The following is a 22,050-nucleotide window of genomic DNA, read 5'->3' as shown; positions in this document are numbered from 1 at the left end:
CGGAGTGCGTGCAAGACGCCCAAAATGGCCGAGCATCTGGAACTGATTCCGATTCCCGAGGCCTAGCACTCCGCCGGTCTTTCCCGAATCACATGCCGTGCCGACGATCGGCCGACACCAATTCGCTGACGCGCGCCTCGTTTTCGGCGGAGAACGTGTTTCGATATGCCGCCACCGCGCGTTCGGTGTCCTCGGTGACGAGGTCGGCGTTGATCTGCGCGGCCGCGAAAGCGCCTGCCGCCGCGGCCCCGCCGACCTGCGCGGACAGATCGGTGACGTTGCCCGCGACCCACACGCCGGGCACCTCGGCCCGGCCCATCGCGTCCGCGACGAGATGCTCGCCCAGACCGGACGGATGCTGCGTCGGCCGCAGACCGAGTCCGGCAAGGAAATCGGTGCGCGCCGACATCCGGCTCATGACCGTGAGCGCCGCGCGGTGGACCAGCCGGCCGTCGCGCATGCGCACGCCGACGAGTCGATCGTCGACGGTCTCCACCGACGCCACTTCGCCGTCCACCACGGTGATGCCGCGCGCGGCGAACTGCTCCAGCTCCGCGCTGCCGGGCGACGGCATGGTGTGCGTGAAAAGGGTGATGTCGTCGCTCCATTGACGGAACAGCAACGTCTGGTGCACCGCCATAGGCCCGGTGCCGAGCACGCCGATGGCCTGGTCGCGGACCTCCCAGCCGTGACAATACGGGCAGTGCAACACATCCCGGCCCCACCGCTCGCGCAGGCCCGGGATCTCCGGCAATTCATCGACCAGTCCGGTGGTCACCAGCAGTCGCCGCGCACGCACCGTCCGGCCGTCGGCCAGCGCCACGACGAATCCGCCGTCCGCGCGCGACACGGTCTCGACCGCGCCGGCAACCACCTCGCCCCCGTACCCGCGCACCTCGGCCTGCCCGCGCTCCACCAGTTCGCCCGGCGGCATCCCGTCCCGGGCCAGCAACCCGTGCACGCCGGTGGCCGGGGCATTGCGCGGCGCGCCCGCATCGATCACCAGCACCGACCGCCGCGCCCGCCCGAGCATCAGCGCCCCGCTCAATCCGGCCGCGCCGCCGCCGACCACCACCACGTCATAGCCGTTTTTCAACTGTTCAGTCATCATGACCACCTCCACGGACCACCATGCCGCCGAATCCGGCGTATGTGCAATCTTTGTTGCCGATATGGCAATCTGTAGGCATGGACGACGACCTCGATCAAGCCCTCGACGCGGTCGGGCCCCGGCTGCGCGCGCTGCGCAAACAACGCGAAACCACCCTGGCCGCCCTGTCCGCGGCCACGGGGATCTCGGTGAGCACCCTGTCCCGGCTGGAATCCGGCGGCCGGCGCCCGACGCTCGAGCAACTGCTCCCGCTCGCCCGCGCGCACGGCGTCACCCTCGACGAACTCGTCGACGCCCCGCCCACCGGCGACCCGCGCATCCACCTGCGCCCGATGACCGCGCACGGCATGACCATCCTGCCGCTGACCCGCCGAGCCGGCGGCATCCAGGCCTACAAGATGGTGCTCCCGGCCAAATCCGGCCGCACCGAGCCGTCGCCGCAAACCCACGAGGGCTACGAGTGGCTCTACGTGCTCAACGGCAAACTGCGGCTCGTGCTCGGCGAACGCGACCTCGTGCTCAACCCCGGCGAGGCGGCCGAGTTCGACACCCGAGTGCCGCACTGGTTCGGGGCCGCGACCGCCGAATCCGTCGAATTCCTCAGCCTTTTCGGCAAACAGGGCGAACGCGCGCACCTGCGCGCCCGACCCAAGTCACCGGAGAAGTAGCGGTCGGAAAATAAGTCGAGATCGTCGCGGGCACTCGGTACCATCCGATGTCATGGAGTGATGACCGATGCCGAGTGCGCCCGCCGGACACGCTGCCGCAGTAGCGGATCGAGCGATCGGTGGTGCTGCCCGCATCCGTCATCACTCCTGCGACCTAGGACACTCATGCCCGACGAAACCTTCCTTCAGCACGTCACCGGCCGGTTGGCCGCTATCCCCGGCGTCCAGGCGGTCACGCTCGGCGGTTCGCGCGCCCAGGGCACGCACACCCCGGACAGCGACTGGGACCTCGCCATCTACTACCGGGAAACCCTCGAACCCGCCGACCTCCGCGAACTCGGTTGGCCCGGTGAGGTTTCCGAACTCGGCGGGTGGGGCGGCGGCGTCTTCAACGGCGGCGCCTGGTTCACCATCGACGGCCGTCAAGTCGACGTGCACTATCGCGACCTCGACGTGGTCGAACACGAACTCGCCGAGGCCGAGCAGGGCCGATTCCATTGGGAACCACTGATGTTCCATCTGGCCGGCATCCCCAGCTATCTGGTCGTCGCCGAACTGGCCATCAACCAGGTCCTGCACGGCGCCCTCCCCCGCCCCGCCTACCCGCAAGCGCTTCGCACGGCGGCCCCACCGATCTGGCAGAACCGTGCCGCGATGACGGTGCAGTACGCCAAGAATGCCTACATCCAACGCGGTCAGGCCGCCGAAGTGGCGGCAACGCTGGTCATCGCCACGATGCAGACCGCGCACGCGGTTCTGGCCGCTCGCGGCGAATGGACCACCAACGAAAAGCGACTACTGCACCAAGCCGGACTCCGTGACATCGACGCCATCGTCAGCGGACTCGACTCGGACCCGAAGTCGTTGTCCCAGAAGATCATCGAGGCAGAGGCACTGCTCGACGGTGCGCTGGATCACCTGAGCTGAGGCAATGGACGCGCGCACGCTCCTCGACGCATCTGTCGAGGAGCGTGCTGTGTGAAGTCAGTTCGCCACCGGCGGGCGCAGACGACTTTGCAATCGCGGGCTGTGGTGGCCATATCCCGGCTGATTTAGTACGGCGGCAACGAAATCGGTGTGCAGCAGGCGGCGTCCGAGTCGGGTTTCGAGACAGCCGATGCACAGAATGCTGCTTGCCGAAGCCGCGGCGCATTTCCATACGGCGTCGTGCACCGTGTACCACTCGTCCGGGCCGTCGATGGGCGCGGTCGCCATTCCGCATTCGTGGCACGGAAATTCGTCGCGTTCGTAACGACGTGCATCGTCGGATCGATCGCCGATGCCGTTCAACCACATCAGCAATCGATGCACCGAGTCCGAAATGGTTTGCGCCGACATCTTATTCGAGAGTACTACGCGCGACGCTGCACGCTGCCCTTCTTGATGCACGAGGTACACACCTTCATTCGCACAGGCGCACCGTCTTTCACGGCGCGCACGGACTGAATATTCGGATTAAACCGGCGACTCGTCCGCCCCTTCACGTACCGCTGTTGCGCACGGCGGCCGGCCCGCGCCACCTGCTTTCCGAAGCTCGGCTTCTTGCCGCAGACGTCACAATGGGCGGACATCGTCTCTCCTGTTCTCCGACGGCATTGCCGTCGGTATCGGTGGTCACCTGCATTGTTGGTGGACGGCGCGAACCGTCTGCCGCGATCGATTCGCCGCGTCGGCGACAAACAGGGCTATGACCAGCGCAAACAGTGCGCGTGCGAGCATTCGTGCGCTGCGGATCGATGCAGATCGCATGGCATTTCGTGCAGATTGCACTGCCTCAGATCCAGCCGCGGTCGGCGGCGAGGCGGATCGTCTCGATGCGGTTGCGCGCGCCCACTTTCCGATTGATGGCGGCCAGGTTGTTACGAATCGTGCCCGACGAAAGATGCAGCGCCGCAGCGATTTCATCGGGGGTGCGTCCCCGCGCGGCCAGCCGGAGGATGTCGACGTCGCGGGCGCTGAGCGGATTGCCCGGTCCGTGCAGCGCCTCGGTGACCGCCTGCGGGTCCAGCACCCGGTCGCCGTGCGCGACCCGGCGCACGGTGGCGGTCAGTGCGTCGATCGATGCGCCTTTACTCAGGAACCCCTCCACCTGGGCGGCCAGCGCGGACCTGAGCACGTCGGGGCGGTTCGGGGTCGTCACGACGATCACCCGGCAGTCCGGCAGCGCCGACTTCAACCGCGCCGCGGCCGAAACTCCGTCCAGCCCTGCGAGTTCCGCATCCAGCAGCGCGATGTTCGGCCGGGTGCGCCGCGCACTCGCCACCACCTCGGTCCCCGACGCCACTTGCGCAACCACCTGCATGCCCGGCTCGGCGGACAGCACAGCGGCCACTGCCTCACGGGGGAGCCGTTGACCCCCGGCGATCAGCACTCGAATCATGAGCGTATTCCTTGTCGGCGAATACCGAATACACTGCGCCCGTTGACATCACGCGACCACCCGGGCTACACGAGATAGCAACGGGCAGGCCGGGCCACGTAGGTCAACTGCGCACAGGAGCAGGAAAGGTACAACGAATATCCCAGGCCAGCGGGAGCAGCCGTCCACACACCGACCAGAGCACGCTTCAGCGGCTCACGGTGTCAGTGCCGGAACGACGACTCCTAAGCGTTTGGGATAGGTCATCACCTCAGAACTCGATGGACGCCGGACGCGCTCCGCGCCCCGCAAACGCCACCACCTTACGACCGGCCGCACCCCGCGCCAACCTATTTTCCGCCCAGCTGCTCGATGATCATGTCGCGGAACCGTTGCGCCGCGTGCGACAGGTAGGCGTCATCGCGCCAGACGAGGCGCAGCGTGCGGTAGCTGTCCGGACTGTCCAGCCGCACCCAGCCGACCTCGGGATGGGTGCCGACGCGCAGCGACATCGCCGGGATCAGGCCGATGCCGAGTCCCGCACTGACCAGGTACTGCACCGCCGCGAGTTCGTCACCCTCCACCACGACGTTCGGGACCAGACCGGCCGCGGCGAACAGCTGATCGGTGAGCGCGCGCTGCCAATAGCCGGTCCGGGTGGTGACGATCGGCTCCCCCGCCAGTGCCTCGACCGGGACCTCGCTGCGGCCGGCCAGCGGATGAGCGGCGGGCACGGCCAGCAGGACGGGCTCGCGGACCAGCTCGACGGTGTGCAGGTCGGGTCCGGTGAGCGGCTGGGACGCGAGGCAGAGGTCGACCTCGCGCGCGGCTAGCTGCTGGACCATCCGCTCGGCGGTGGACTGATAGAGCTGGATCTCGACGCCGGGATATCGGGCGCGGAAGCCGGGCAGGAATTCGGTGAGTGACAGCAGCGTTTCCGACGCGACCGCCACCAGGCCGTGCTCCAGCCCGGCGGCATCGGCCAATTCCCTACGCGCGTCGTCGATTTCGGCGAGGGCGTGGGAGATCCGGCGCAGGAAGGTCGCGCCGAATCGGTTCAACCGGATCTGGCGTCCCTGCCGGTCGAACAGCTGCACGCCGAGTTCGGTCTCCAGGCGGGCGATCGTCCGGCTGATCGACGGTTGCGCGACGCGCAATTCCGCGGCGGCGCGGCTGATGTGTTCGTGGCGTGCGACCACTTGGAAATAGCGCAAGGCCAGCAAGTCCATGCCGACACCTCCTCATAACCGCCATGGCATCAATTCATGAGCATTTCGGTCTTGGACGCTATCACCTGCCCGATTCTAACGTTGGTCGGGAAGCCGCCGAGTGCGTGCTTTTCGAGCGATAGATGTTCTGCGAGAGGATGTTCCATGCCCAAGCAAGAATCCGGCGAGTTCGTGCGGGCGATGATGCGCTGGCACTTCAGCGAGCAGACCGGTTCGCCGTTCTGGCTGGCCCGCGCCAAGACCCTGGATTTCGATCCGCTGGTCGACGTCCGCGGTTTCGACGATCTCGCCCTGTTTCCCAACGTCGTCGACGAGTTGCGCGATATCGGGGTCCGCGACCTGATTCCGCGCGGATGTGACGACCGCGCGGTGCGGGTGTTCGAAAGCGGCGGCACCACCGGGCAACCGAAGCGGGTGGTGTTCACCGCAGACTGGGAACGCAGCGCCGCCGACTGGCTCGGCGAACGCTTCGACGCACTCGGCATCTCCCGGGAAGCCGACTGGCTCAGCGCGATTCCGAGCGGACCGCACGGCGTCGGAGCGACGATCGCCGGCCTGTGCCGAGCCCGGGGCAGCTTGAACTTCACCATCGATCTGGACCCGCGTTGGGTGAAGCGACTGATCGCCGACGGGCACGGTGAACAGGCCGAGGCCTACATCGACCATCTGATCGTGCAGATCGGTCACGTCTTGCGCAGTCAGGACGTGGGCGTGCTCGTCTCGACGCCACCGCTGCTGGAGCGGCTGGCGCGGCACGACGACCTGGTCGAATTGGTCAATCGTAAGGTCCGCACGATCATCTGGGGTGGTGCGCATTTGGACGCCGATACACGGGATCTGTTGCGTCGTGAGGTATTTCCGCGGTCGCGGCTGGTCGGAATGTACGGCAGCACAATGGTTCTCGGTGCCGCTATCGAGCGTCCCGGCCTGGGTGACGAGGAGCCTTGTGTCTTCGACACTTTCGCCCCGTACACCACCTTCCGGATCGTCGACCCGGACACCGGGAAGGTCGTTCCGTACGGCGAACGAGGTCAGGTCGTGATGAATCACCTGAGTAAGACAGCACTGCTGGCCAACAACGCCGAACGCGACCACGGTGTGCGAATGGCTCCGCCGACAGCGGGTTTCGGGGATTCCGTCGCCGATGTCGCGCCGGTCGCCGCCTTCGGTGGCGCGGCCGTGATCGAGGGGGTGTACTGATGCTTCACCTCGATGCGCTCGGACCCACCGGCCCCTACCGGTCCCGCAAGCAGGAGACTATTCACGACCGCACCGGAAACCCCGTCGCGACACTGAGTCTCGTGCCCGAGCTCTACGTCACCCGGGCGATGCAGGCCATGCACCGCTCGTCCGCAGTTCCCGTCGATGAACGGATCGCGGCAATCGCCCGCGCGGGGCACGCTTTCGCCACCGAGCGGGTCGCCGGCCAGACGGCCGACGAGTACCAGCGCACAGTCAGCGCGGTCGCCGGTATGCCGATCACGGTGGTACGCCAGGCAACCGACGACATCGAACGCGCCGCGGCCCAGGCCTATCGCAATGTGCACAACGCACGCCCGGTCGGCGCCGTCGGTGACTGGCGGGATCCATCCACCCGTGCGGGCCGGGCGGTATGGACCCGGCGCGGCGAAGTCTTCGCCGTACACGCCGCAGGCAATCACCCTGCCGTGCACCAGGGTTGGCTGGAACCCCTCGCTCTCGGCTATCGCGTCGCGGTCCGCCCCTCACGCCGCGAGCCCTTCACCCCCCACCGATTGATCAGCGCCCTACGCGCCGCCGGATTCGGCGAAGACCAGGTCATGCTCCTGCCCACCGATCACGATGCGGCCGACGAGATCCTGCGCCTGGCCGACCTCGGCATGGTCTACGGCGGTGACGACGTCGTCGCCAAATACGCCGGTAACCCAGGCATCTTGCCCCAAGGCCCAGGACGTTCCAAGATCCTCCTGACCGAAGACACCGACTGGACCTCCGCCCTCGACACCATCATCGAATCCATCAGCGGCGGTGGAGGTGTCGGCTGCGTCAACGCCACCGCACTACTCGTCGAAGGCGACCCCACCCCGATCGCCGCCGCAGTCGCCGACCGACTGGCCGCCCTCCCCAGCCTCCCCGCACACGACGACCGCGCCATCCTCCCCGTCCACACACTCCAAGCCGCCCGCCAGTTGGAAAACCACCTCCTGAAACGAGCCGCAGGAACCAAACCCTGGCTGGGCGGAACCGGAATCGTCCACGACCTAGGCAACGGCAGCGCCATCCTCCGCCCCGCCGTCCACCAGCTCGACTCCCCCCTCGCCGAACAAATCACCGCCGAACTCCCATTCCCCTGCGTCTGGATCGCCCCCTGGACCCGCACCGACCCCCTCACCCCCCTCCACAACACCCTCGTCCTCACCGCCCTGACCACCGACCCCCACCTGATCGATGACCTCATAAACGACCCCACCATCAGCAACATCTACCTAGGCAACCACCCCACCAACCACATGCACCCCGGCCTCCCCCACGACAGCTACCTCGGCGAATTCCTCATGCGAACCAAAGCCGTCCTGCGCTGACGAACGTAACGGCTACTGGCCACAGCCGTGACACGCCTACTTGACGTGGCCGACCAACTCTGTTGGGGCTGAACCTATCCCGTCGTCCGGGCGCACCACCTCGGATTGCTTCGGCGCCGCGGGCACCCATCCGCGCAGCGGCTGCACGACAGATCCGTAGAACCCGTCGGTCGCCGACTTCACACTGGCGATGAAGCTGGCCGCGGTCCCGGATCGCCGGTTGCCCATCGGGAAGTTCTGCTCCAGTGCGAAAGACACGATCGGGCCCGTGCGGCCCGCGGTCAGCACCTTCGGGTTCGCGCGCACCGTTCGGAGGAGTTCGCATGCTTCGGTGCCGCGTTCGGCGAAGACTACTTCGACCTGGACGTCGTCCGGTGCGTCGTCGAGTTGCTTGATCAGCCAGGACAATCGACGACCGGAGGTGCCCTCGTTCGGCGCGTCGAGCGTGGTGCGACAGCGAATCTTGTTGGTTCGCACGTCCGCGACCACCACCAGATCACCTGCGGTATCGGGGATCCGGAGCACCGCCTCGAATGTTCCATCGGCGGCGAGTCGTTCGGCGACGGCGGCGCTGCGGGCGGCCGGATCCGCCCGATGCCGGCGGGGCAGCACATGATTGACGGTCGCGCCGAGCTGGGCGGTCAGTCGCAGCGCGAGATGCCGAGACAGCGACACCCAGGTATCCGCGACAGCCAGCGCCTTCTGATCGCCCGCACGCAAGGTCCCGGCCGTCACCGAATCACGAACAGCCACCCAATGTCGGCCCATGTCAACGAATTCCGACGCGCCCGATCGCGGGCAATCGAGATAGCGCAGGAACTCGCTCAGGATCCAGGCATGCAGATCTTCTTCGATACCACCGTGCGAGAGCAACATTCGCGCCTCGTGCGCCACCTCGGCCCAAGACAGATGCCGCAGCGCGACTTTGGCGAGCTTGCGGCGATCGACCTCGACCGGGAGTTCGCCCGGGCCGGCCGGAACGTCGTTCGACAGGCTGACCACCACGTCGTACTTCTTCCTGCGCGCCACGTCGAGGTAGTTCTCCAGCTGTTCCCGCCGCAGCTTGCCGTTGCCGGTCTTGACCTCGAGCAGCCCGGTCCACACTCGGCTGCCGCGCGACACCTTGAGCACGGCATCCGGAACGACCTTCGAATCACCCCGTTCGAACTGTACCTCGACATACCCTTCGAACGCCCCCACCGGCGCGCCCATCCGCGCACACACCGCCCGCGCGAACGGGCGCACGGCCTGCATCGTGGCGATCAGGGCCGATGTCGCACGCCGCTCTTGCTCTTCGCCGGCACCGACCCCGATCACCGAGAACAGCGGAACCCGCTGCCAGGTATCGAGCTCGGCAAGCTTGAACTCCATCGGCTTTGCCTTCTTCAATGCCCGCTTGGCGGTGCGTACTCCGCGGTTCTGCACCTGGGGTTTGGCGGGTTGTTCGCGGAGCTGCGGTGCGGCGATCGCCGGTTCCGGACGCACCGGCGGAGCCTCGATCGGCTCCTGCTCGGCATCCTCGTCCACCTCGACGCCGAAGTGCGTCGCCAGCCCCGCCAGACCCGACTCCCACCCCTGACCCACCGCGCGGACCTTCCACGCACTGCCGCGCCGATACACCTCGCCGAAGACGAACGCCGACTCCGTGGTCGCGTCGGCGGTGGTGTACTCGGCCAGCGAATGCCCCGCAGCGTCAACAACTCTCAACGTCAGCTTGCCGAGGTCGCCGAACGTGCCGACACCGATACTGCCGACGAGCGCCACGGTATGAACCGCTGCGGAGACCGCCGACAGATCGACCGCGATCCGCGCCTGCGCCCCCTCCTCGGTCGCACTCACTCCCAGAAACCGCACCGCCCCATCCACCGATTCCGGCTGATTGTAGAAAACGAAATCGCTGTCACAACCAACCTTCCCGTCCGCGCCCAACAGCAGCGCCGACCCATCCACCTCGATCTCCGACTCGGTCCACCCGATCACCACATCGATGCACACCACATCATCGGGCAGCGACAGATTCTGCCCCTTGCTCAGCATCGGAGACGTCACAGCGATCACCCTTCTCGCGATTCGACACGCTCGCCCGACGAGTTTCCCAACCAGGACTTCCGGTGTCTGTCCCCCGAACACCCGACAGTCGGCCGCTGCTCTGTTTCAGCGGATTACCGTGTCACCGAAGATGTGTGACCCACTCACCGACGAGGGCATCCTGATGAACACCACAATCGACAAAATCGCCTGGATTCACCTGGTACACGGCCGAATCCTCAGCACCCGCTCACACGGCAAAGACGTCTACTACATCCCCGGCGGCAAACGCGAACCCGGCGAGACCGACCTCGACACCCTCATCCGAGAAATCACCGAAGAACTCGCCATCACCCTGAATCCCACCACCGCCACCCACCTGGGCACCTTCCGCGCCCCAGCCCACGGCCACCCGGCCGGCACCACCGTCCAAATGACCTGCTACACCGCCGACCACCACGGAACCCCAACCCCCAGCAGCGAAATCGACGAAATCGTCTGGCTCACCTACGCCGACCGCCCCCACGTCTCCCCCGTCGACCAACTCATCTTCGACCACCTCCACCAATCCGGCGAACTCCCCTGAGTTCACGCACCATCCACGAGAAACGGCGACGCATACGACCGCGCATAGGTGTAATGCGGCAACACCGTGATCACGTCACACACCCGCACCACCCGCTCCGGCACCTTGCCACCGAAATGCTCGGCATCGGGCACGACGACGGCTTCGGCCCCAACGGCGCGAACCACATTCAACAAGCGCTCGACCGGTTCGTCGGTCTCCGCACCGAACACCACCGTCTTCGCCAACTCATACCCCAATCGCTTTGCCAAACTGCGGATCTGAGTCTCATGCCACGGCTGCGAATAGCCGGAGACATCCCGCCGCAAATACCCGATCGCCGTCGGTCGGCTCATCGATTCACCCCATTCGACTCTTTGTTGGCCGGCAGCTCGGGACGGGGTTGAACGGCACCAGTCCCAAGCGCCAGCCATGACGCTACGAACTGCTCGAGGCGTACTGCCAGGTCCATGCTCAGCTATGCTCAAATCCAGCCATCAGCGATGAATCTGCGCTTCGCACGGGGACAATGGAGAGAGCGCGAGCATAGTCGCGCTTGAATCTGAGGGGAGTCATCATGCGGCTGAAGTTCCTCGGCAAGGGCGGCACGGAGGGCGGCGGTTGTCCGTCCGTATACGCCACGGATCAAGACACCTATGTCGTGCAGGGATGGAAGACCGATGTCCCGGAGACCATCGAAATTCCACACCTGCTACTCGGCTACGTGCCGCCTGACACGTTCATCGGGGCGGCGATGACCGACACGGGTCGCGGTACGTTCACCCTGTCCGGGCGGCCGGTCGCGGACGCGGAATCGTTGTCGTAGATGGACATCTACGACGACGAAACATGCGTCGAAGTCCCGAAGGCCGGAAGGATGTTCTACGGGTGCTCCTCACGCACGATGACACGTTCCTCGCGCTCTTCCTCGAGGCGAAACGAGAAGCCTTCCACCTCGAGGTGAAAGACGCCTACTACACGCCGGAGTACGAGCCCCTTCGCAAATACCTGGCGGATGAACCCGAAGACTATGGATGGTTTCAGCCGTGGTTGAACCACGTCCGTGAGACAACCGGTCGGGGCGTGGCGGTCAATCGGGCACGAATCGTGAGCGTCCCACACAACGACTACACCAGCTACGCAAAGCATGTTGCTCGCCTCAATGTTGAGGCAGGCGAAGACGTTCGCTACTTACCACGCCATCTGATCGACCCCGCCGATCTGACAACCGATGATTGGTGGATCTTCGATGATGCGGTGGTTGCCTTCACCTTGTTCGAACCTTCCGGTCGTTGGGTCGGCGGAGCCGTCACAACCGATCCTCGGATAGTCGAATACATTCGCGCTGTGAAGGAACGCGTTTGGTCGACGGCCGTTCCGTTGGCGGAATATAACCAGCAGTGACGGACTCGCCTCACGAGGCCAAAGAAGCTCTCGGAGCCAGACTCCGGGAGCTTCGCCAGGATGCGGGGCTCTCCGGCACCGAACTGGCCCGCCGAACCGGATGGCATCAGACCAAGGTCTCGAAGATCGAGTATGGGAAGACGAAGCCCACGGAAGCGGATATCAGAGCCTGGTGCACCCATGCCGGCGCAGAGAATCAGATACCTGATCTGATTGCCACGGCACGCAATATCGAGGCCGCGTACCTGGAGTGGCGGCGAGTGCTCGGCACCGGCGTCAAGCGGCGACAACAGGCATCCCTGAAGATCGAAGCCGAAGCCGAGTTCATGCGGCTCTATCACCCATACCTGATACCCGGCCTGCTCCAGACCGCAGAGTACGCGGAAGAAGTCCTCCGCAACGTCATCTCGTTCCAGAAAGTACCGAACGATCTGGACGAAGGTGTCTCGAAGAGACTCGAACGACAGCAAATACTCTACCGGCGCAATCATCGTTTCCATTTCGTCCTCGCCGAGCAGGCCTTACGAACCACCGTCGGCAACGATCACGTGATGATCGGGCAACTGGATCGCCTACTAGCTGTCATCGGCATGCCCAGGGTTACCGTCGGTGTCATTCCAGCGGAAGCCACATACCGAGTCCCGATGTCGAACTTCATCATCTTCGACAACCGCAGAGTGATGGTCGAGAACGTCACAGCCGAGATGACCATCACCCAGCCGCGTGAAATCGCAACCTACGGAAGAGCATTCGAAACACTCGCGAAACAGGCCGTCTACGGCGACGCCGTCCGCGAGCTGATCAGGACCGCCCTCGACTGGCGGCGCAGCACCGAAGGGCGCTAACCGAGAGGGCGGGTTACAGCAGCAATGAAGCACGAGTACGAGGCGAAATTCCTGTCAGTAGACATCGAGGGTATGCGCGCCAAGCTCACGCAGCTCGGCGCGATCAAGTCATTTCCGCGAACACTGTTGACTCGCAAGATATTCGACAACGATGCACTTACTCGTGGTGCATGGGTCCGCCTGCGCGACGAGGGGTCTCGCTGCACGTTGACCCTCAAGCAGGTCACGGACGCCACGACTATCGACGGCACCACGGAAATCGAAACCACCGTGGGAGACGTCCACGCCATGGGCGAAATCCTGGTCGAACTCGGATTGCGGCAGGTTCGGTACCAGGAGAACTATCGCGAGGAGTGGCAATTAGGCGAGGTGGTGTTCGACCTGGATACCTGGCCTGGTTTGCCGACATTTCTGGAGATCGAGGGCCCGAGCGAAGCTGCCGTGCGTCTAGCGGCGGCGCGCTTGGATCTGGACTACGCCGAAGCCAGGTTCGGCAGCGTGGACGAGATCTACAAGAGCGAAACGGGACGGGACATCCTCGCCGAGCCGACGCTGTTGTTCGAGTACCCGGCGACGGAATCCGATCCAGGATCGGGGGCAGGCGCTTATTGACCGTAGGAGTAGCGGAGGTTCGCGAAGAGGAGGTGGTTGAGGCGGCGGCGGAGGTGGCCGGTTTTGCTTTGGTCGGGGGGTTCGGTGGGGGTGAGCAGGGTGAAGTTCAGGAGGGTTTCGCCGGATTCGGTGGGGGTCAGGTGGAAGTGGATTTGGTCGTCGGGTCTGGTGGGCCAGAGGGAGGACCAGATGACGTGGTGGGGGCTTTCGGCTGCTAGGACTTTGGGTTCGATCTCGTCGGGGAGGAGGTCGAGCCATGGGCGGGCCTCGGGGCGTCGGGGGGTGGTCAGGGACTCCCAGACGATGGGGGGTGGGGCGGGGAGGCGGCGGGTTCGGGCGCCGAACTCGATCATTCTTGCAGCGTAGGGCGGCGACCGGCGATGTGGTGGTAGCACACGGAGGTGGGTGGTCAGTGACCTTGCGCGGCAATGCAGGCGGGTAGAGCCCCTGCGACGAGGGGCTCTACCGTTCACTGCTCGGGGCTGAGGATCTCTCCGGTGTCGGCCGCGCGGACCAGGATCGCTTCGATCGGGCAGGATTCGGCGGCGTCGATGAGCAGGTCGTCGGGCTGGACGACCTCGGCGATCGGGCTGGAGCGGCCGTCGACGAGGGTGAAGTGTTCGGGGGCCAGGCCGGTGCACATGCCAGAGCCGAGGCAGGCCCCACGATCTACTTCGATCCGCCACTTCTGTTCTGCCATAACAGTTTCCCCTTACCAGCTGACGGGAAGCGCTTTCGGCCCACGGACCAGCAGGCCGGTCTTCCACGGTACTTCCTCGAACGGGACCGCGAGGTGCAGCGTCGGGAAGCGTTGCAGCAGTGAGCCTAACGCGACCTGCAACTCCAGTCGGGCGAGTTGGGCGCCGAGGCAGTGGTGAATGCCGTGGCCGAACGCCATGTGCGGGTTGTTGTTTCGGGTGAGATCGAGCTCTTCGGAGTTGTCGAACACGCTCTCGTCGCGGTTGGCGGCCTGGGTGTTGACGATCACCGACTCCCCTGCCCGCACGGTGACGTCACCCAGGACAACGTCCTCGGTGGCGACGCGAGCGAAGGACCCGCCCGATCCGAGCTGCACGTACCGCAGCAGCTCCTCGATCGCGCCGGGCACCAGTTCCGGCCGGCTGCACAGCAGTTCCCAGTGCCGCGGCTCGCTGAGCAGGACGTAGGTGAAGTTGGCGATCTGGTTGGCGGTGGTCTCGTGCCCCGCGATCAGCAGGCCGATACCCATGTTGACCAGCTCTTCCTCGGTGAGCCGGTCGTCGTTGTCGCGGGCGGCGACCAGCGCGGCGAGCAGGTCTTCGGTGGGCTCGGCCCGGCGCTGCGCCACCAGCTCGGCGAGGTACTCCTCGAGCGAGGCGCGCGCCGCGTCGATCTGTGCGGGCGTGTGCGCGGTGGTGGACAGCACGGTGTCGGAGAAGTCGCGGAAGCGGTGCTGGTCCTCGGTGGGCACGCCGAGCATCTCGCAGATGACGGTGACCGGCAGCGGCAGCGCGAGACTCTGCACCAAATCGGCTACCGGACCGCAAGATTCGATCTCGGTCAGCCGCTCGTCGACGATCTGCTGGGCGCGCGGGCGCAGCTGCTCGACCCGGCGGCTGGTGAACGCCTTGGCGACCAGTTTGCGCAGCCTGCTGTGTTCGGGCGCGTCCATGCTGAGCAACGAGTTCTGCCGCGACGGGCCCGGCGTGGTGCGCGGAATGTCTTCGCGGTCAACGGTTACCGCGCGGCTGAACCGCGGGTCGGCGAGCACCAACTTGGCGTCCGCGTAGCGGGTCACCAGCCAGCCCTCGTCGCCGTAGGGCAGCTGGACGCGCGAGGTCGGTTCCTCGCGGCGCAGCTTGGCGAACAGCGGATCCATGTCCAGGCGGATGGGTTCACCGAAAGGGTATTGGCGCACCTCAGTTTTCACGGTCATGCGGGTCTCCCTTGGCCGACGCCGACTGGCGCGGTAGCGATGTAAGCAATTGCTTACAACACCTCATGTTAGGGAGGTCACAATGCCGCGTCAACGGTCGGATTCCGTTACAGCGGCGGGAAATTCACGTCCGTCCGGGGCAGCAACGCCTGAGCGGCCTTCAGCACATGGCGGGCAACCGTGGCCGAATCCGCGCCGGCCAGTGGCTCTCTGCGGTGCACCGTGCGCAGCAGGCCGATGCCGAGCAACCAGGCCAGCAGCAGGTCCGCACACAGCTCGCTATCGGGATCGTCACCGAGCGAGGACATCGCACGGACGTACTCGTCCCCCAGCTCGCGGCGAATCGCCGAAGCCCCCTCGTCGTGCCCACTGGAGCGCAGCGCCGCCTGCAACCAATGTTCCTGCGCCACCGACCCGCTCGGCTCGAGTATCCCGACCAGCAGCCTGCTCAGCAGCCCTTCGACCGGCCCCTCTTCCAGCCTGCGCCGCCCCTGATCGGCGATCGCCGCCCGGAACAGTTCGTCCTTGTTCCCGAAATACCGGAACAACAACGCCTGATTCACCCCGGCCCGTGTCGCGATGTCGCGCACCGTCGCCCGCTCGTAGCCGCGTTCGGCGAACAGCTCCTGCGCCGCCGTCAGAATCGCGGCGCTGGTGGCCGCCGAATCCCGTTTGCGGCTGACCGTTTCGTTCTCGCTGGACATGCATCCTCCGGTTGCCGAATCTCCGGGAGAGCAGCGTAAAGCAGGCAACCGATCCTTCGCTGACATCGGCCGCGGCGGACGAGCGAATGGGCCGCGGCTGACGCTAAGGATTGTCTACTTTGCCCGTTTTGGCGAGGTCAGGGGGTTACGCGCCGAGCGCACCGGCCAGCAACGGCCAGGAATCGTGCAGGTCCGTCTCGAACTGCCCCCAGGTATGCGCGCCCTCGGGCCGGTTGACGTGCACCGCGGGCAAACCGAGTTGATCGAGCCGGTCGGCGAAGGCGGCCGTGCACGCGCTCGCGATGGCTTCGATCGGCGGAAAGGCCAGTCCGCCTTCATCGATCGCGCCGGGGGTGCCGGTCGCGGCGGAGAGGTAGATCGTTTTCCCGGCCAGCACAGCGGCATTGGCGAACGCGTCGTGTGCTCGCCAGATCGCGTCACCCGGCACCCCCCACATGTTCGCGGTGTTGCCGCCGCCGCGCAGGACCTGGGCGCTGACCATCGCGACGCCGAGAGCGTCAGCGGTCCAGGGACATCCGCTGTAGGCGGCGACGGCGGTGTACACATCGGGCGCTTGGATCGCGAGGTCGACCGCGGAGCCCGCGCTCATCGACACCCCGGCGATGGCGTTGCGGCCGGTGCTGCCGAGTTGCGCGTCGAGCACGCCGGGGAGTTCGCGCGTGAGATAGGTCAGCCAGCGGTTGCGGCCGACGACCGGGTCGTCGGCGAGCCAGTCGGTGTAGAGGCTGTACGCGCCGCCCACCGGCATCACCACGTTGACGTGCTTGTCCGCGAAGAACTCCCGGACGTCGGTGTCGTCCCACCAGGAGATGCCGTCGGTCCCGCCGCCGATCCCGGTGAGCAGATACAGCGTGGGCGCCGGACCGCCCGCGGCCCGGATCACCCGGTTGGTCACCACCCGATCCATCGACGGCGAGTAGACGTCCATTCGCGCGACCGACCCACCCAGCGAGGCCTCCTCGACCAACCGCGCCCCGGACGGGGCCGCCGCGGCCGAGCCGACGGACAGGGCCGAAACCATCAACACACCGACCAGCGAAGCCAAAACCCTTGAAGCCGCCACTATTCCGTTATACCGCCGCAGGACCGGCCTAAAACCCGAAGGGAAAGACCAAGATTCGGGTCTTGACAACGCGTCGAGATACCTCTCCGATGAGCTCCTCAGCCCGGGGACCAGCGTCGATGACGCCGAACACCCACCGGGACAACACTATCGGAGCAGCTCGGGGCAGACGATCGGAAGCTGCGGCAGGACCGGCTGATTCAACCCCGCTGCGAGCGTCCAGCGAATCTTCAGCATGCGGAAGATGATCCGCGAGGAGGAAGCTAGCCCGTCACCGACGCGTCTCGCATCTACCCAAGCCTCGGACCGAGGCACCGTGCCCCACCCCGGATCCCACCGCGACAAATTGGATCGTGCCCAATTTCTGACGGAAAATCCGAGCAAGCTGGACACTCAGAAAATTAACGCGTATAAGCCATCCAGAACCCGCATCGGACCTCAAATTTCCGGCCGAAAAATTTCACCGGCACCCCACCACCATCGTTCAAGGTTGAACCGGCGCCGAACTAAACCCCCGATTTCGGTGAACAAATCACACTCAATGCCACACCCCTGTCGCATCCGTCCGGATTCCGCGGCGCGCCGAAGGATCTACCCAGGTTGTCGGCCGGGCCGCCCAGCCGCCGCCACCCACGATCCGCCGGAAAAAGGTAGGCTGACGCGGCGCTAGTGCTGTCGGCAGCAGGTCGGCCGAGCAGTGAGCGGAGAATGCTTTTGCACACATTCCGCTCGCCCGCGTTAACCATGCGGCCAGCGCGCATGGAATGCTGTCCACTGAGTCCGTAATTTTGCAACATTTCGGTGGACTGAAACATCACTGAGTACAAGGAGAAAATATGACACAGGGCGTCGTCAAGTGGTTCAACGCGGAGAAGGGGTTCGGCTTCATCGCGCAGGACGGCGGCGGTCCCGACGTCTTCGTCCACTACTCGGCTCTCGGCGGGTCCGGGTTCAAGTCCCTCGATGAGGGACAGCGTGTGGAGTTCGAGGTCGGCCAGGGCCAGAAGGGTCCGCAGGCCACGGACGTCCGCGCCATCTGATCAGGCCGGATTGACGCTCCTCCCACTTTTCGGGTGGGAGGGGCACACCTGCACGATTTCTTCAGATGCCGCGGTCGACCATGTCCAGCATCCGCTGTCCGACAGCGTCGAGCTGATCGTCCGGCATCGTTCGCAACGGCCCGTCGATGGCCAGGAACGCCAGCCCGTGCACGGCCGACCAGGCCAAATACTCCGCACCCGGCCGACGTTCCGGGGGCAGGCTGCCCGTATCGACCATCTCGTCGAGCGCGTCTCCGAGAAGTTCGATGCCGGATCGGCCGGTCGGTCCCGCCGCGTCCGGCGAGTCCGCCGCGGTGTCGTTCCGCCCGATCGTGAACGCGGTGCGAAACAACCCGGGTTCGGTCCGGGCGAATCTCAGATAACCGAGACCTACGCCGCGGAATCGCTGCCGCGCGGCCACCGCGGGATCGTCACTGAGCGTCACACCCTCCTGCTCGGCCGCCATCATGGTCGCCATCTGCGCCAGCGCCGCGCTCGCCACCGCGGTGACCAGCGCGTTGCGGTCTTCGAAATAGGTGTACGCGGCGTTCGGCGCGACACCGGCCTGCCGAGCCGCCTCGCGCAACACGATCGCGTCCGGGCCGCCGCCGGCCCGCGCCAGCCGCAGCCCGGCCTCGATCAGCGCCGGCTTCAGCGCGCCGTGCCGGTAGGTCTTGCGGCGCGCGGCCTCCGGACCAGTCATGGGACCCCTCTTTGTGATTCGCCTCACATAATCTGTACGGCATCCAGATACCGTTCTACGTTCTGTACGCCGTTCAGATTAGTGGAACGGACACATCTACCGAGGACGCCCAATGGACCCCATCAAGCTGTTCACCGCGATCGCGCTGATCTCCCTGCCCACCGTGATGTTCGGCGGTGTCATGGCCCTGCGCCTGCTCGCCGCCGAGAAGCTGACCGAGTACCAGCGCACCTACTTCCGGGCCGGCCACGCGCACGCGGGCGTACTGCTGGTGATGGTCCTCGCAACGCTCGCGATTCTCGCGGACACCGGATTCGGCGACGGCGTGCTGTGGGTGGTGTGCACGTTGCTCGCGGTCGGAGTGATCGCTCAATCCGGCGGCATGTTCCTCAATCTCGCGATCGGCAAGCCGGGCAAGTGGTCGGCCGCGAACACGTTGAGTGCGGTCGGCGGCGTGCTGCTCGCGATCGCCATGCTCACCACCGCGTACGGCGTGCTGGCCTGACTGTCCCGATGAGCCGGTCAGATAGCCAGCGGCAGTAGCAGATCCGCGGATTCGAGGTCGAGCAGAGCGCGTTTGGCCGGCAGCCCGCCCGCGTAACCGGTGAGCGCGCCGTCCGCGCCGACCACCCGGTGGCACGGGAGCAGGATCAGTAGCGGGTTGCGCGCCAGCGCGCCGCCGACCTTGCGGGCGTCCTCGCGGCCGCGGCCGAGTGCGCGGGTGAGCGCGCCGTAGGTGGTCGTGTGGCCGTATCCGGTTGTGGCTTCGAGGGTTTCCAGGACCTGCCGGTCGAAGCCGCTCAGTGCGGAGCGATCCATCGGCACGGTGAATTCCTGCCTGGCGCCCGCCAGGTACCCGTCGATCTGGCCGATCGCGGTGACGAGATATTCGAGGGCGCAGGAGTTCTCGGCAGTCGGCGGGGTGGGCGCGTCCGCGGTGAACACGACGCGGGTGACGCCCAGCGCGCTCGCTTCGATGCGGAGGCTGCCGAGGGGCGAGGCGTGGACTGTGCGGGCTGTCGAAGTCTGCATGGTGTGCTCCTGTTCGGCGTCTTGTCTCCTGGTAGACGCCGGCCGGGCCAGAAACGTGAGATCAGTTGTGCCGGGCTGCTTTCCATGCCGCATATTGCTCCGGCAGACAGACCGCGCACGGCCGGTAACCCGCGCTGATCGCGGTGGGTTCGTCGGCGAAGAAGACGCGGTGGGCGCGATAGAAGCCGCGGGACAGCGCGCGCAGGGCGGACGGACAGTCCAAGCGTCCGTAGATTCTGCCGCGTCGATGGCCGCCGTATGTTCCCGGAGTAGGGCTGAGATACGGGCGGCCATCGGCGTCGAGCAGCGTGTACAGGTGGTTATTGGGCGTCATGCAGGACTAGACCGAGGGTGTGCCGGATACCGCCACGAATTCGGCTGACGCCGTGGCGAACCGGCGCGCGCGACCAGCCTCGGCTCGACGGGGTCGGCCGGTCACGAGTGGTGAAGATCAGGCCGTGGCCCTGTTCCAGCACGGTGACGGTGGCCTTCGACTGCGCGCGGGGACGTTGCTCGACGAGCGTGAATTCCCCGCCGGTGTGGTCTATCCCCGGACGGTTCAGCCCGATCACCACCTGCAACGGGAACACCAGGTCGCCGTATAGGTCGCGGTGCAAGGCGTTCCAGTCACCTTCGGTGTAGCGCAACAGGATCGGCGTCGGTTTGGACTGTCCCGCAGCATGACAGGCGTCGAGCCAGTCGCCGAAGTCGTCGGGCCACGGTGCCGGATCGCCGAGCCGTTCGGCCCAGGAACGGGCGACCGGCAACAGCTTTCGATAGAACGCCGCGCGCATGGCCATGATCGGCTCGGGCACCGGATCGGCGAAGTATCGATAGGTGCCCTGGCCGAATCTGTAGCGCGCCATGTCGATGGTGGAGCGGAATCTCGCCAGGTCCTCCCACATTTCGGTGAACTCGGCGCATTCGTCGGGCATCAGCAATGGGCCGGTCTGGGCGCACCCGTAGGCGTCGATCTCGTCGATCAAGTCCGCCCAGGGCTGCGCGGCTACTCGATCAGCCAGCGGGGCACGGGTATCGGTGTTTTGCATACCGCCTCCAAGTCAGCGGGGTTGTCGGTGCCGCGCCGAACAGCGCTCACGCGGCTTCCAGGGTCAGCAGTGTGTTCTTGGCGTCGATGCCGCCTACGTACTGACCGATCGATCCATCGCTGCGGACCACCCGATGGCACGGAATCACCACGGGCAGTGGGTTGTGCGCGCAGGCCGAGCCGACGGCGCGCACCGCCCGCGGGTTTCCGACCGCGGCGGCGACGGTGGCGTAGCTTTCGCGATGCCCGTAACCGATGTCGATCAGATGCTCGATCACCTGACGCCGGAAGCCGCCGGTCAGTTGCAGGTCCAGGGGCAGGTCGAAATGTGTTCGGGCGCCGGCGAAGTACTCGTCGATCTCGCGGGCCGCGGCGTCCAGGCGCGCGGGCGCGGCGAGCACGCGCGGGCTGACCCGCTCGGAGAGGGTGGTCAGGACGGAGTCGTGGTCTTCGTTGGGGTAGGCGACGCGGACCAGGCCGGCCGGGGTGGCCGCGAGCAGCAGTGTGCCGACGGGGGTGTCCATGGTGCGGTAGGCGACGTCGAGCAGGCCCGCGGACTGTGCGTCGGCCGCCAATCGGCGGTGTAGCTCGTTCAGCAGGGCGTTGTCCGGGGTCAGGCCGTCGAACAGGCCGTTCGGGTCGCCACGATCGATGGTGGCCATCATGAGTCATCCTTCGGGTAGAGCTTGCGCAGAGTTTTCAGGCCGTCGGCGGCGGCGCGGCGGGCGGCATCGGTGGAATTGCCCAGCAGCTCGGCGATTTCGGCGTGCGGCAGGCCTGCCAGGTAGTGGTAGGCGACCGCCTGGCGCTGCTTGGGCGGCAACGCTTTCAAGGCGGCCCAGAGGTGCGGGTCGTAGTCGGCGGGGTCGGGCGCCGCGGACGGGCGCTCGGGCAGGGTCTCGGCCGGGATCGGCGCGCGGGTGAGCGCGCGGCCGACGTCGATCGCGCGCCGGTGCGCGATGGTGACCAGCCATGCCTCGATGTTCGCGTCGGGGTCGAGGTCCGGATAGGCGCGTAGGGCGGACAGGAACGTCTCCGACCACGCGTCGGCCGCGTCCGTCGGACCGAGCACGGCCCGGCAGACCCGCAACACCATCGGGCCGTATTCGGCCACCACTTCCTCGAACGGAGGCAATCTCACA

Annotated in this window: 29 protein-coding genes; 11 read left to right on the top strand and 18 right to left on the bottom strand. The window is 66.1% G+C overall.

The window, feature by feature from the left end; genetic code table 11:
- Positions 1-88 precede the first annotated feature (88 nt).
- Positions 89-1,108 (bottom strand): NAD(P)/FAD-dependent oxidoreductase, encoded by a 1,020-nt coding sequence (locus F3087_RS25085; RefSeq protein WP_150404484.1) that lies wholly within the window; start codon positions 1,106-1,108, stop codon positions 89-91.
- 80 nt (positions 1,109-1,188) lie between these two features.
- Between F3087_RS25085 and F3087_RS25080 the strand changes: the two genes are divergently transcribed.
- Both F3087_RS25080 and F3087_RS25075 read left to right on the top strand, forming a co-directional pair.
- Positions 1,189-1,779 carry a helix-turn-helix domain-containing protein gene (locus F3087_RS25080; RefSeq protein ID WP_150404483.1) on the top strand — a complete coding sequence of 197 codons (591 nt, stop codon included), beginning with the start codon at positions 1,189-1,191 and terminating at the stop codon, positions 1,777-1,779.
- A 165-nt stretch (positions 1,780-1,944) separates the two neighbouring features.
- Positions 1,945-2,706: a nucleotidyltransferase domain-containing protein gene (locus tag F3087_RS25075; protein ID WP_150404482.1), complete on the top strand. Its 762-nt coding sequence runs from the start codon at positions 1,945-1,947 to the stop codon at positions 2,704-2,706.
- A gap of 57 nt (positions 2,707-2,763) precedes the next feature.
- On the opposite strand, the gene F3087_RS25070 is transcribed toward F3087_RS25075, so the two are convergent.
- The 4 genes from F3087_RS25070 to F3087_RS25055 all read right to left on the bottom strand — a co-directional run bounded on the left by F3087_RS25070 (position 2,764) and on the right by F3087_RS25055 (position 5,367).
- Entirely contained in the window at positions 2,764-3,117 is a 354-nt protein-coding gene (locus F3087_RS25070; protein WP_150404481.1) for a hypothetical protein, read from the bottom strand.
- Positions 3,118-3,131: 14 nt separating this feature from the next.
- Complete coding sequence (gene rpmB / locus F3087_RS25065; RefSeq protein ID WP_150404480.1) at positions 3,132-3,350, bottom strand: 50S ribosomal protein L28; 219 nt, start codon at positions 3,348-3,350, stop codon at positions 3,132-3,134.
- Positions 3,351-3,553: 203 nt separating this feature from the next.
- Positions 3,554-4,159, bottom strand: coding sequence for a response regulator transcription factor (locus F3087_RS25060; RefSeq protein ID WP_150404479.1), 606 nt, complete (start codon positions 4,157-4,159; stop codon positions 3,554-3,556).
- A gap of 329 nt (positions 4,160-4,488) precedes the next feature.
- Positions 4,489-5,367, bottom strand: coding sequence for a LysR family transcriptional regulator (locus F3087_RS25055; RefSeq protein ID WP_150404478.1), 879 nt, complete (start codon positions 5,365-5,367; stop codon positions 4,489-4,491).
- A 144-nt stretch (positions 5,368-5,511) separates the two neighbouring features.
- Between F3087_RS25055 and F3087_RS25050 the strand changes: the two genes are divergently transcribed.
- Positions 5,512-6,567: an AMP-binding protein gene (locus tag F3087_RS25050; RefSeq protein ID WP_150404477.1), complete on the top strand. Its 1,056-nt coding sequence runs from the start codon at positions 5,512-5,514 to the stop codon at positions 6,565-6,567.
- Positions 6,567-7,928 carry an aldehyde dehydrogenase family protein gene (locus F3087_RS25045; RefSeq protein ID WP_150404476.1) on the top strand — a complete coding sequence of 454 codons (1,362 nt, stop codon included), beginning with the start codon at positions 6,567-6,569 and terminating at the stop codon, positions 7,926-7,928. Before F3087_RS25050 ends, F3087_RS25045 begins: the two co-directional genes overlap by 1 nt.
- A gap of 36 nt (positions 7,929-7,964) precedes the next feature.
- Here F3087_RS25045 and F3087_RS25040 read toward each other — a convergent pair whose 3' ends face one another.
- Positions 7,965-9,977, bottom strand: a complete 2,013-nt coding sequence (locus F3087_RS25040) for a TerD family protein (protein WP_150404475.1) — start codon at positions 9,975-9,977, stop codon at positions 7,965-7,967.
- A 130-nt stretch (positions 9,978-10,107) separates the two neighbouring features.
- On the opposite strand from F3087_RS25040, the gene F3087_RS25035 reads away from it, so the two are divergent.
- Positions 10,108-10,542 carry an NUDIX hydrolase gene (locus F3087_RS25035; RefSeq protein WP_223885317.1) on the top strand — a complete coding sequence of 145 codons (435 nt, stop codon included), beginning with the start codon at positions 10,108-10,110 and terminating at the stop codon, positions 10,540-10,542.
- Positions 10,543-10,544: 2 nt separating this feature from the next.
- On the opposite strand, the gene F3087_RS25030 is transcribed toward F3087_RS25035, so the two are convergent.
- On the bottom strand, positions 10,545-10,955 hold the full coding sequence (locus F3087_RS25030) for a P-loop NTPase family protein (protein WP_223885316.1): 411 nt from the start codon (positions 10,953-10,955) through the stop codon (positions 10,545-10,547).
- 143 nt (positions 10,956-11,098) lie between these two features.
- On the opposite strand from F3087_RS25030, the gene F3087_RS46715 reads away from it, so the two are divergent.
- The 4 genes from F3087_RS46715 to F3087_RS25010 all read left to right on the top strand — a co-directional run bounded on the left by F3087_RS46715 (position 11,099) and on the right by F3087_RS25010 (position 13,382).
- The gene (locus F3087_RS46715; RefSeq protein WP_223885315.1) at positions 11,099-11,347 is read left to right on the top strand and encodes a hypothetical protein; all 249 of its coding nucleotides are present in this window, start codon (positions 11,099-11,101) and stop codon (positions 11,345-11,347) included.
- Positions 11,348-11,409: 62 nt separating this feature from the next.
- Positions 11,410-11,925, top strand: a complete 516-nt coding sequence (locus F3087_RS25020) for a DUF6879 family protein (protein ID WP_223885314.1) — start codon at positions 11,410-11,412, stop codon at positions 11,923-11,925.
- Positions 11,922-12,770 (top strand): helix-turn-helix domain-containing protein, encoded by an 849-nt coding sequence (locus F3087_RS25015; protein WP_150404473.1) that lies wholly within the window; start codon positions 11,922-11,924, stop codon positions 12,768-12,770. The genes F3087_RS25020 and F3087_RS25015 overlap by 4 nt, the downstream gene beginning before the upstream one ends.
- Positions 12,771-12,794: 24 nt before the next feature.
- A complete protein-coding gene (locus F3087_RS25010) occupies positions 12,795-13,382 on the top strand; it encodes a class IV adenylate cyclase (protein ID WP_150404472.1) in 588 nt (195 codons plus the stop codon).
- Here F3087_RS25010 and F3087_RS25005 read toward each other — a convergent pair.
- From F3087_RS25005 to F3087_RS24985, 5 genes are all read right to left on the bottom strand, one after another.
- On the bottom strand, positions 13,376-13,735 hold the full coding sequence (locus F3087_RS25005) for an SRPBCC family protein (protein WP_150404471.1): 360 nt from the start codon (positions 13,733-13,735) through the stop codon (positions 13,376-13,378). The two genes, F3087_RS25010 and F3087_RS25005, sit on opposite strands and share 7 nt — an antisense overlap.
- 116 nt (positions 13,736-13,851) lie before the next feature.
- Positions 13,852-14,082 (bottom strand): ferredoxin, encoded by a 231-nt coding sequence (locus tag F3087_RS25000; RefSeq protein ID WP_150404470.1) that lies wholly within the window; start codon positions 14,080-14,082, stop codon positions 13,852-13,854.
- 12 nt (positions 14,083-14,094) lie between these two features.
- Positions 14,095-15,297: a cytochrome P450 gene (locus F3087_RS24995; protein ID WP_150404469.1), complete on the bottom strand. Its 1,203-nt coding sequence runs from the start codon at positions 15,295-15,297 to the stop codon at positions 14,095-14,097.
- 107 nt (positions 15,298-15,404) lie between these two features.
- On the bottom strand, positions 15,405-16,001 hold the full coding sequence (locus tag F3087_RS24990; RefSeq protein ID WP_150404468.1) for a TetR/AcrR family transcriptional regulator: 597 nt from the start codon (positions 15,999-16,001) through the stop codon (positions 15,405-15,407).
- A gap of 145 nt (positions 16,002-16,146) precedes the next feature.
- On the bottom strand, positions 16,147-17,043 hold the full coding sequence (locus F3087_RS24985) for an alpha/beta hydrolase (protein ID WP_150404837.1): 897 nt from the start codon (positions 17,041-17,043) through the stop codon (positions 16,147-16,149).
- An 878-nt stretch (positions 17,044-17,921) separates the two neighbouring features.
- On the opposite strand from F3087_RS24985, the gene F3087_RS24980 reads away from it, so the two are divergent.
- Positions 17,922-18,125 carry a cold-shock protein gene (locus tag F3087_RS24980; RefSeq protein WP_069166293.1) on the top strand — a complete coding sequence of 68 codons (204 nt, stop codon included), beginning with the start codon at positions 17,922-17,924 and terminating at the stop codon, positions 18,123-18,125.
- A gap of 61 nt (positions 18,126-18,186) precedes the next feature.
- Here the strand turns inward: F3087_RS24980 and F3087_RS24975 are convergent, their stop codons facing one another.
- Positions 18,187-18,828, bottom strand: coding sequence for a TetR/AcrR family transcriptional regulator (locus F3087_RS24975; protein ID WP_150404467.1), 642 nt, complete (start codon positions 18,826-18,828; stop codon positions 18,187-18,189).
- A 112-nt stretch (positions 18,829-18,940) separates the two neighbouring features.
- Here F3087_RS24975 and F3087_RS24970 point away from each other — a divergent pair, with 112 nt between their 5' ends.
- Positions 18,941-19,333, top strand: a complete 393-nt coding sequence (locus F3087_RS24970; protein WP_150404466.1) for a hypothetical protein — start codon at positions 18,941-18,943, stop codon at positions 19,331-19,333.
- Positions 19,334-19,350: 17 nt separating this feature from the next.
- On the opposite strand, the gene F3087_RS47330 is transcribed toward F3087_RS24970, so the two are convergent.
- The 5 genes from F3087_RS47330 to F3087_RS24945 all read right to left on the bottom strand — a co-directional run bounded on the left by F3087_RS47330 (position 19,351) and on the right by F3087_RS24945 (position 22,043).
- Complete coding sequence (locus F3087_RS47330; protein ID WP_150404465.1) at positions 19,351-19,860, bottom strand: methylated-DNA--[protein]-cysteine S-methyltransferase; 510 nt, start codon at positions 19,858-19,860, stop codon at positions 19,351-19,353.
- Between the two features lie 61 nt (positions 19,861-19,921).
- Positions 19,922-20,194 (bottom strand): Ada metal-binding domain-containing protein, encoded by a 273-nt coding sequence (locus tag F3087_RS24960; protein WP_150404464.1) that lies wholly within the window; start codon positions 20,192-20,194, stop codon positions 19,922-19,924.
- Entirely contained in the window at positions 20,181-20,909 is a 729-nt protein-coding gene (locus F3087_RS24955) for a 2OG-Fe(II) oxygenase (protein ID WP_150404463.1), read from the bottom strand. Before F3087_RS24955 ends, F3087_RS24960 begins: the two co-directional genes overlap by 14 nt.
- Positions 20,910-20,955: 46 nt before the next feature.
- The gene (locus F3087_RS24950; RefSeq protein ID WP_150404836.1) at positions 20,956-21,570 is read right to left on the bottom strand and encodes a methylated-DNA--[protein]-cysteine S-methyltransferase; all 615 of its coding nucleotides are present in this window, start codon (positions 21,568-21,570) and stop codon (positions 20,956-20,958) included.
- Positions 21,570-22,043 carry an RNA polymerase sigma factor gene (locus F3087_RS24945; RefSeq protein ID WP_150404835.1) on the bottom strand — a complete coding sequence of 158 codons (474 nt, stop codon included), beginning with the start codon at positions 22,041-22,043 and terminating at the stop codon, positions 21,570-21,572. Before F3087_RS24945 ends, F3087_RS24950 begins: the two co-directional genes overlap by 1 nt.
- Positions 22,044-22,050: the final 7 nt, after the last annotated feature.

This window comes from Nocardia colli (genome assembly GCF_008704205.1).
Taxonomy (GTDB): domain Bacteria; phylum Actinomycetota; class Actinomycetes; order Mycobacteriales; family Mycobacteriaceae; genus Nocardia; species Nocardia colli.
The sequence above is the reverse complement of the archived record's forward strand: the minus strand, read 5'-3'. Positions and strand labels throughout refer to the sequence as shown.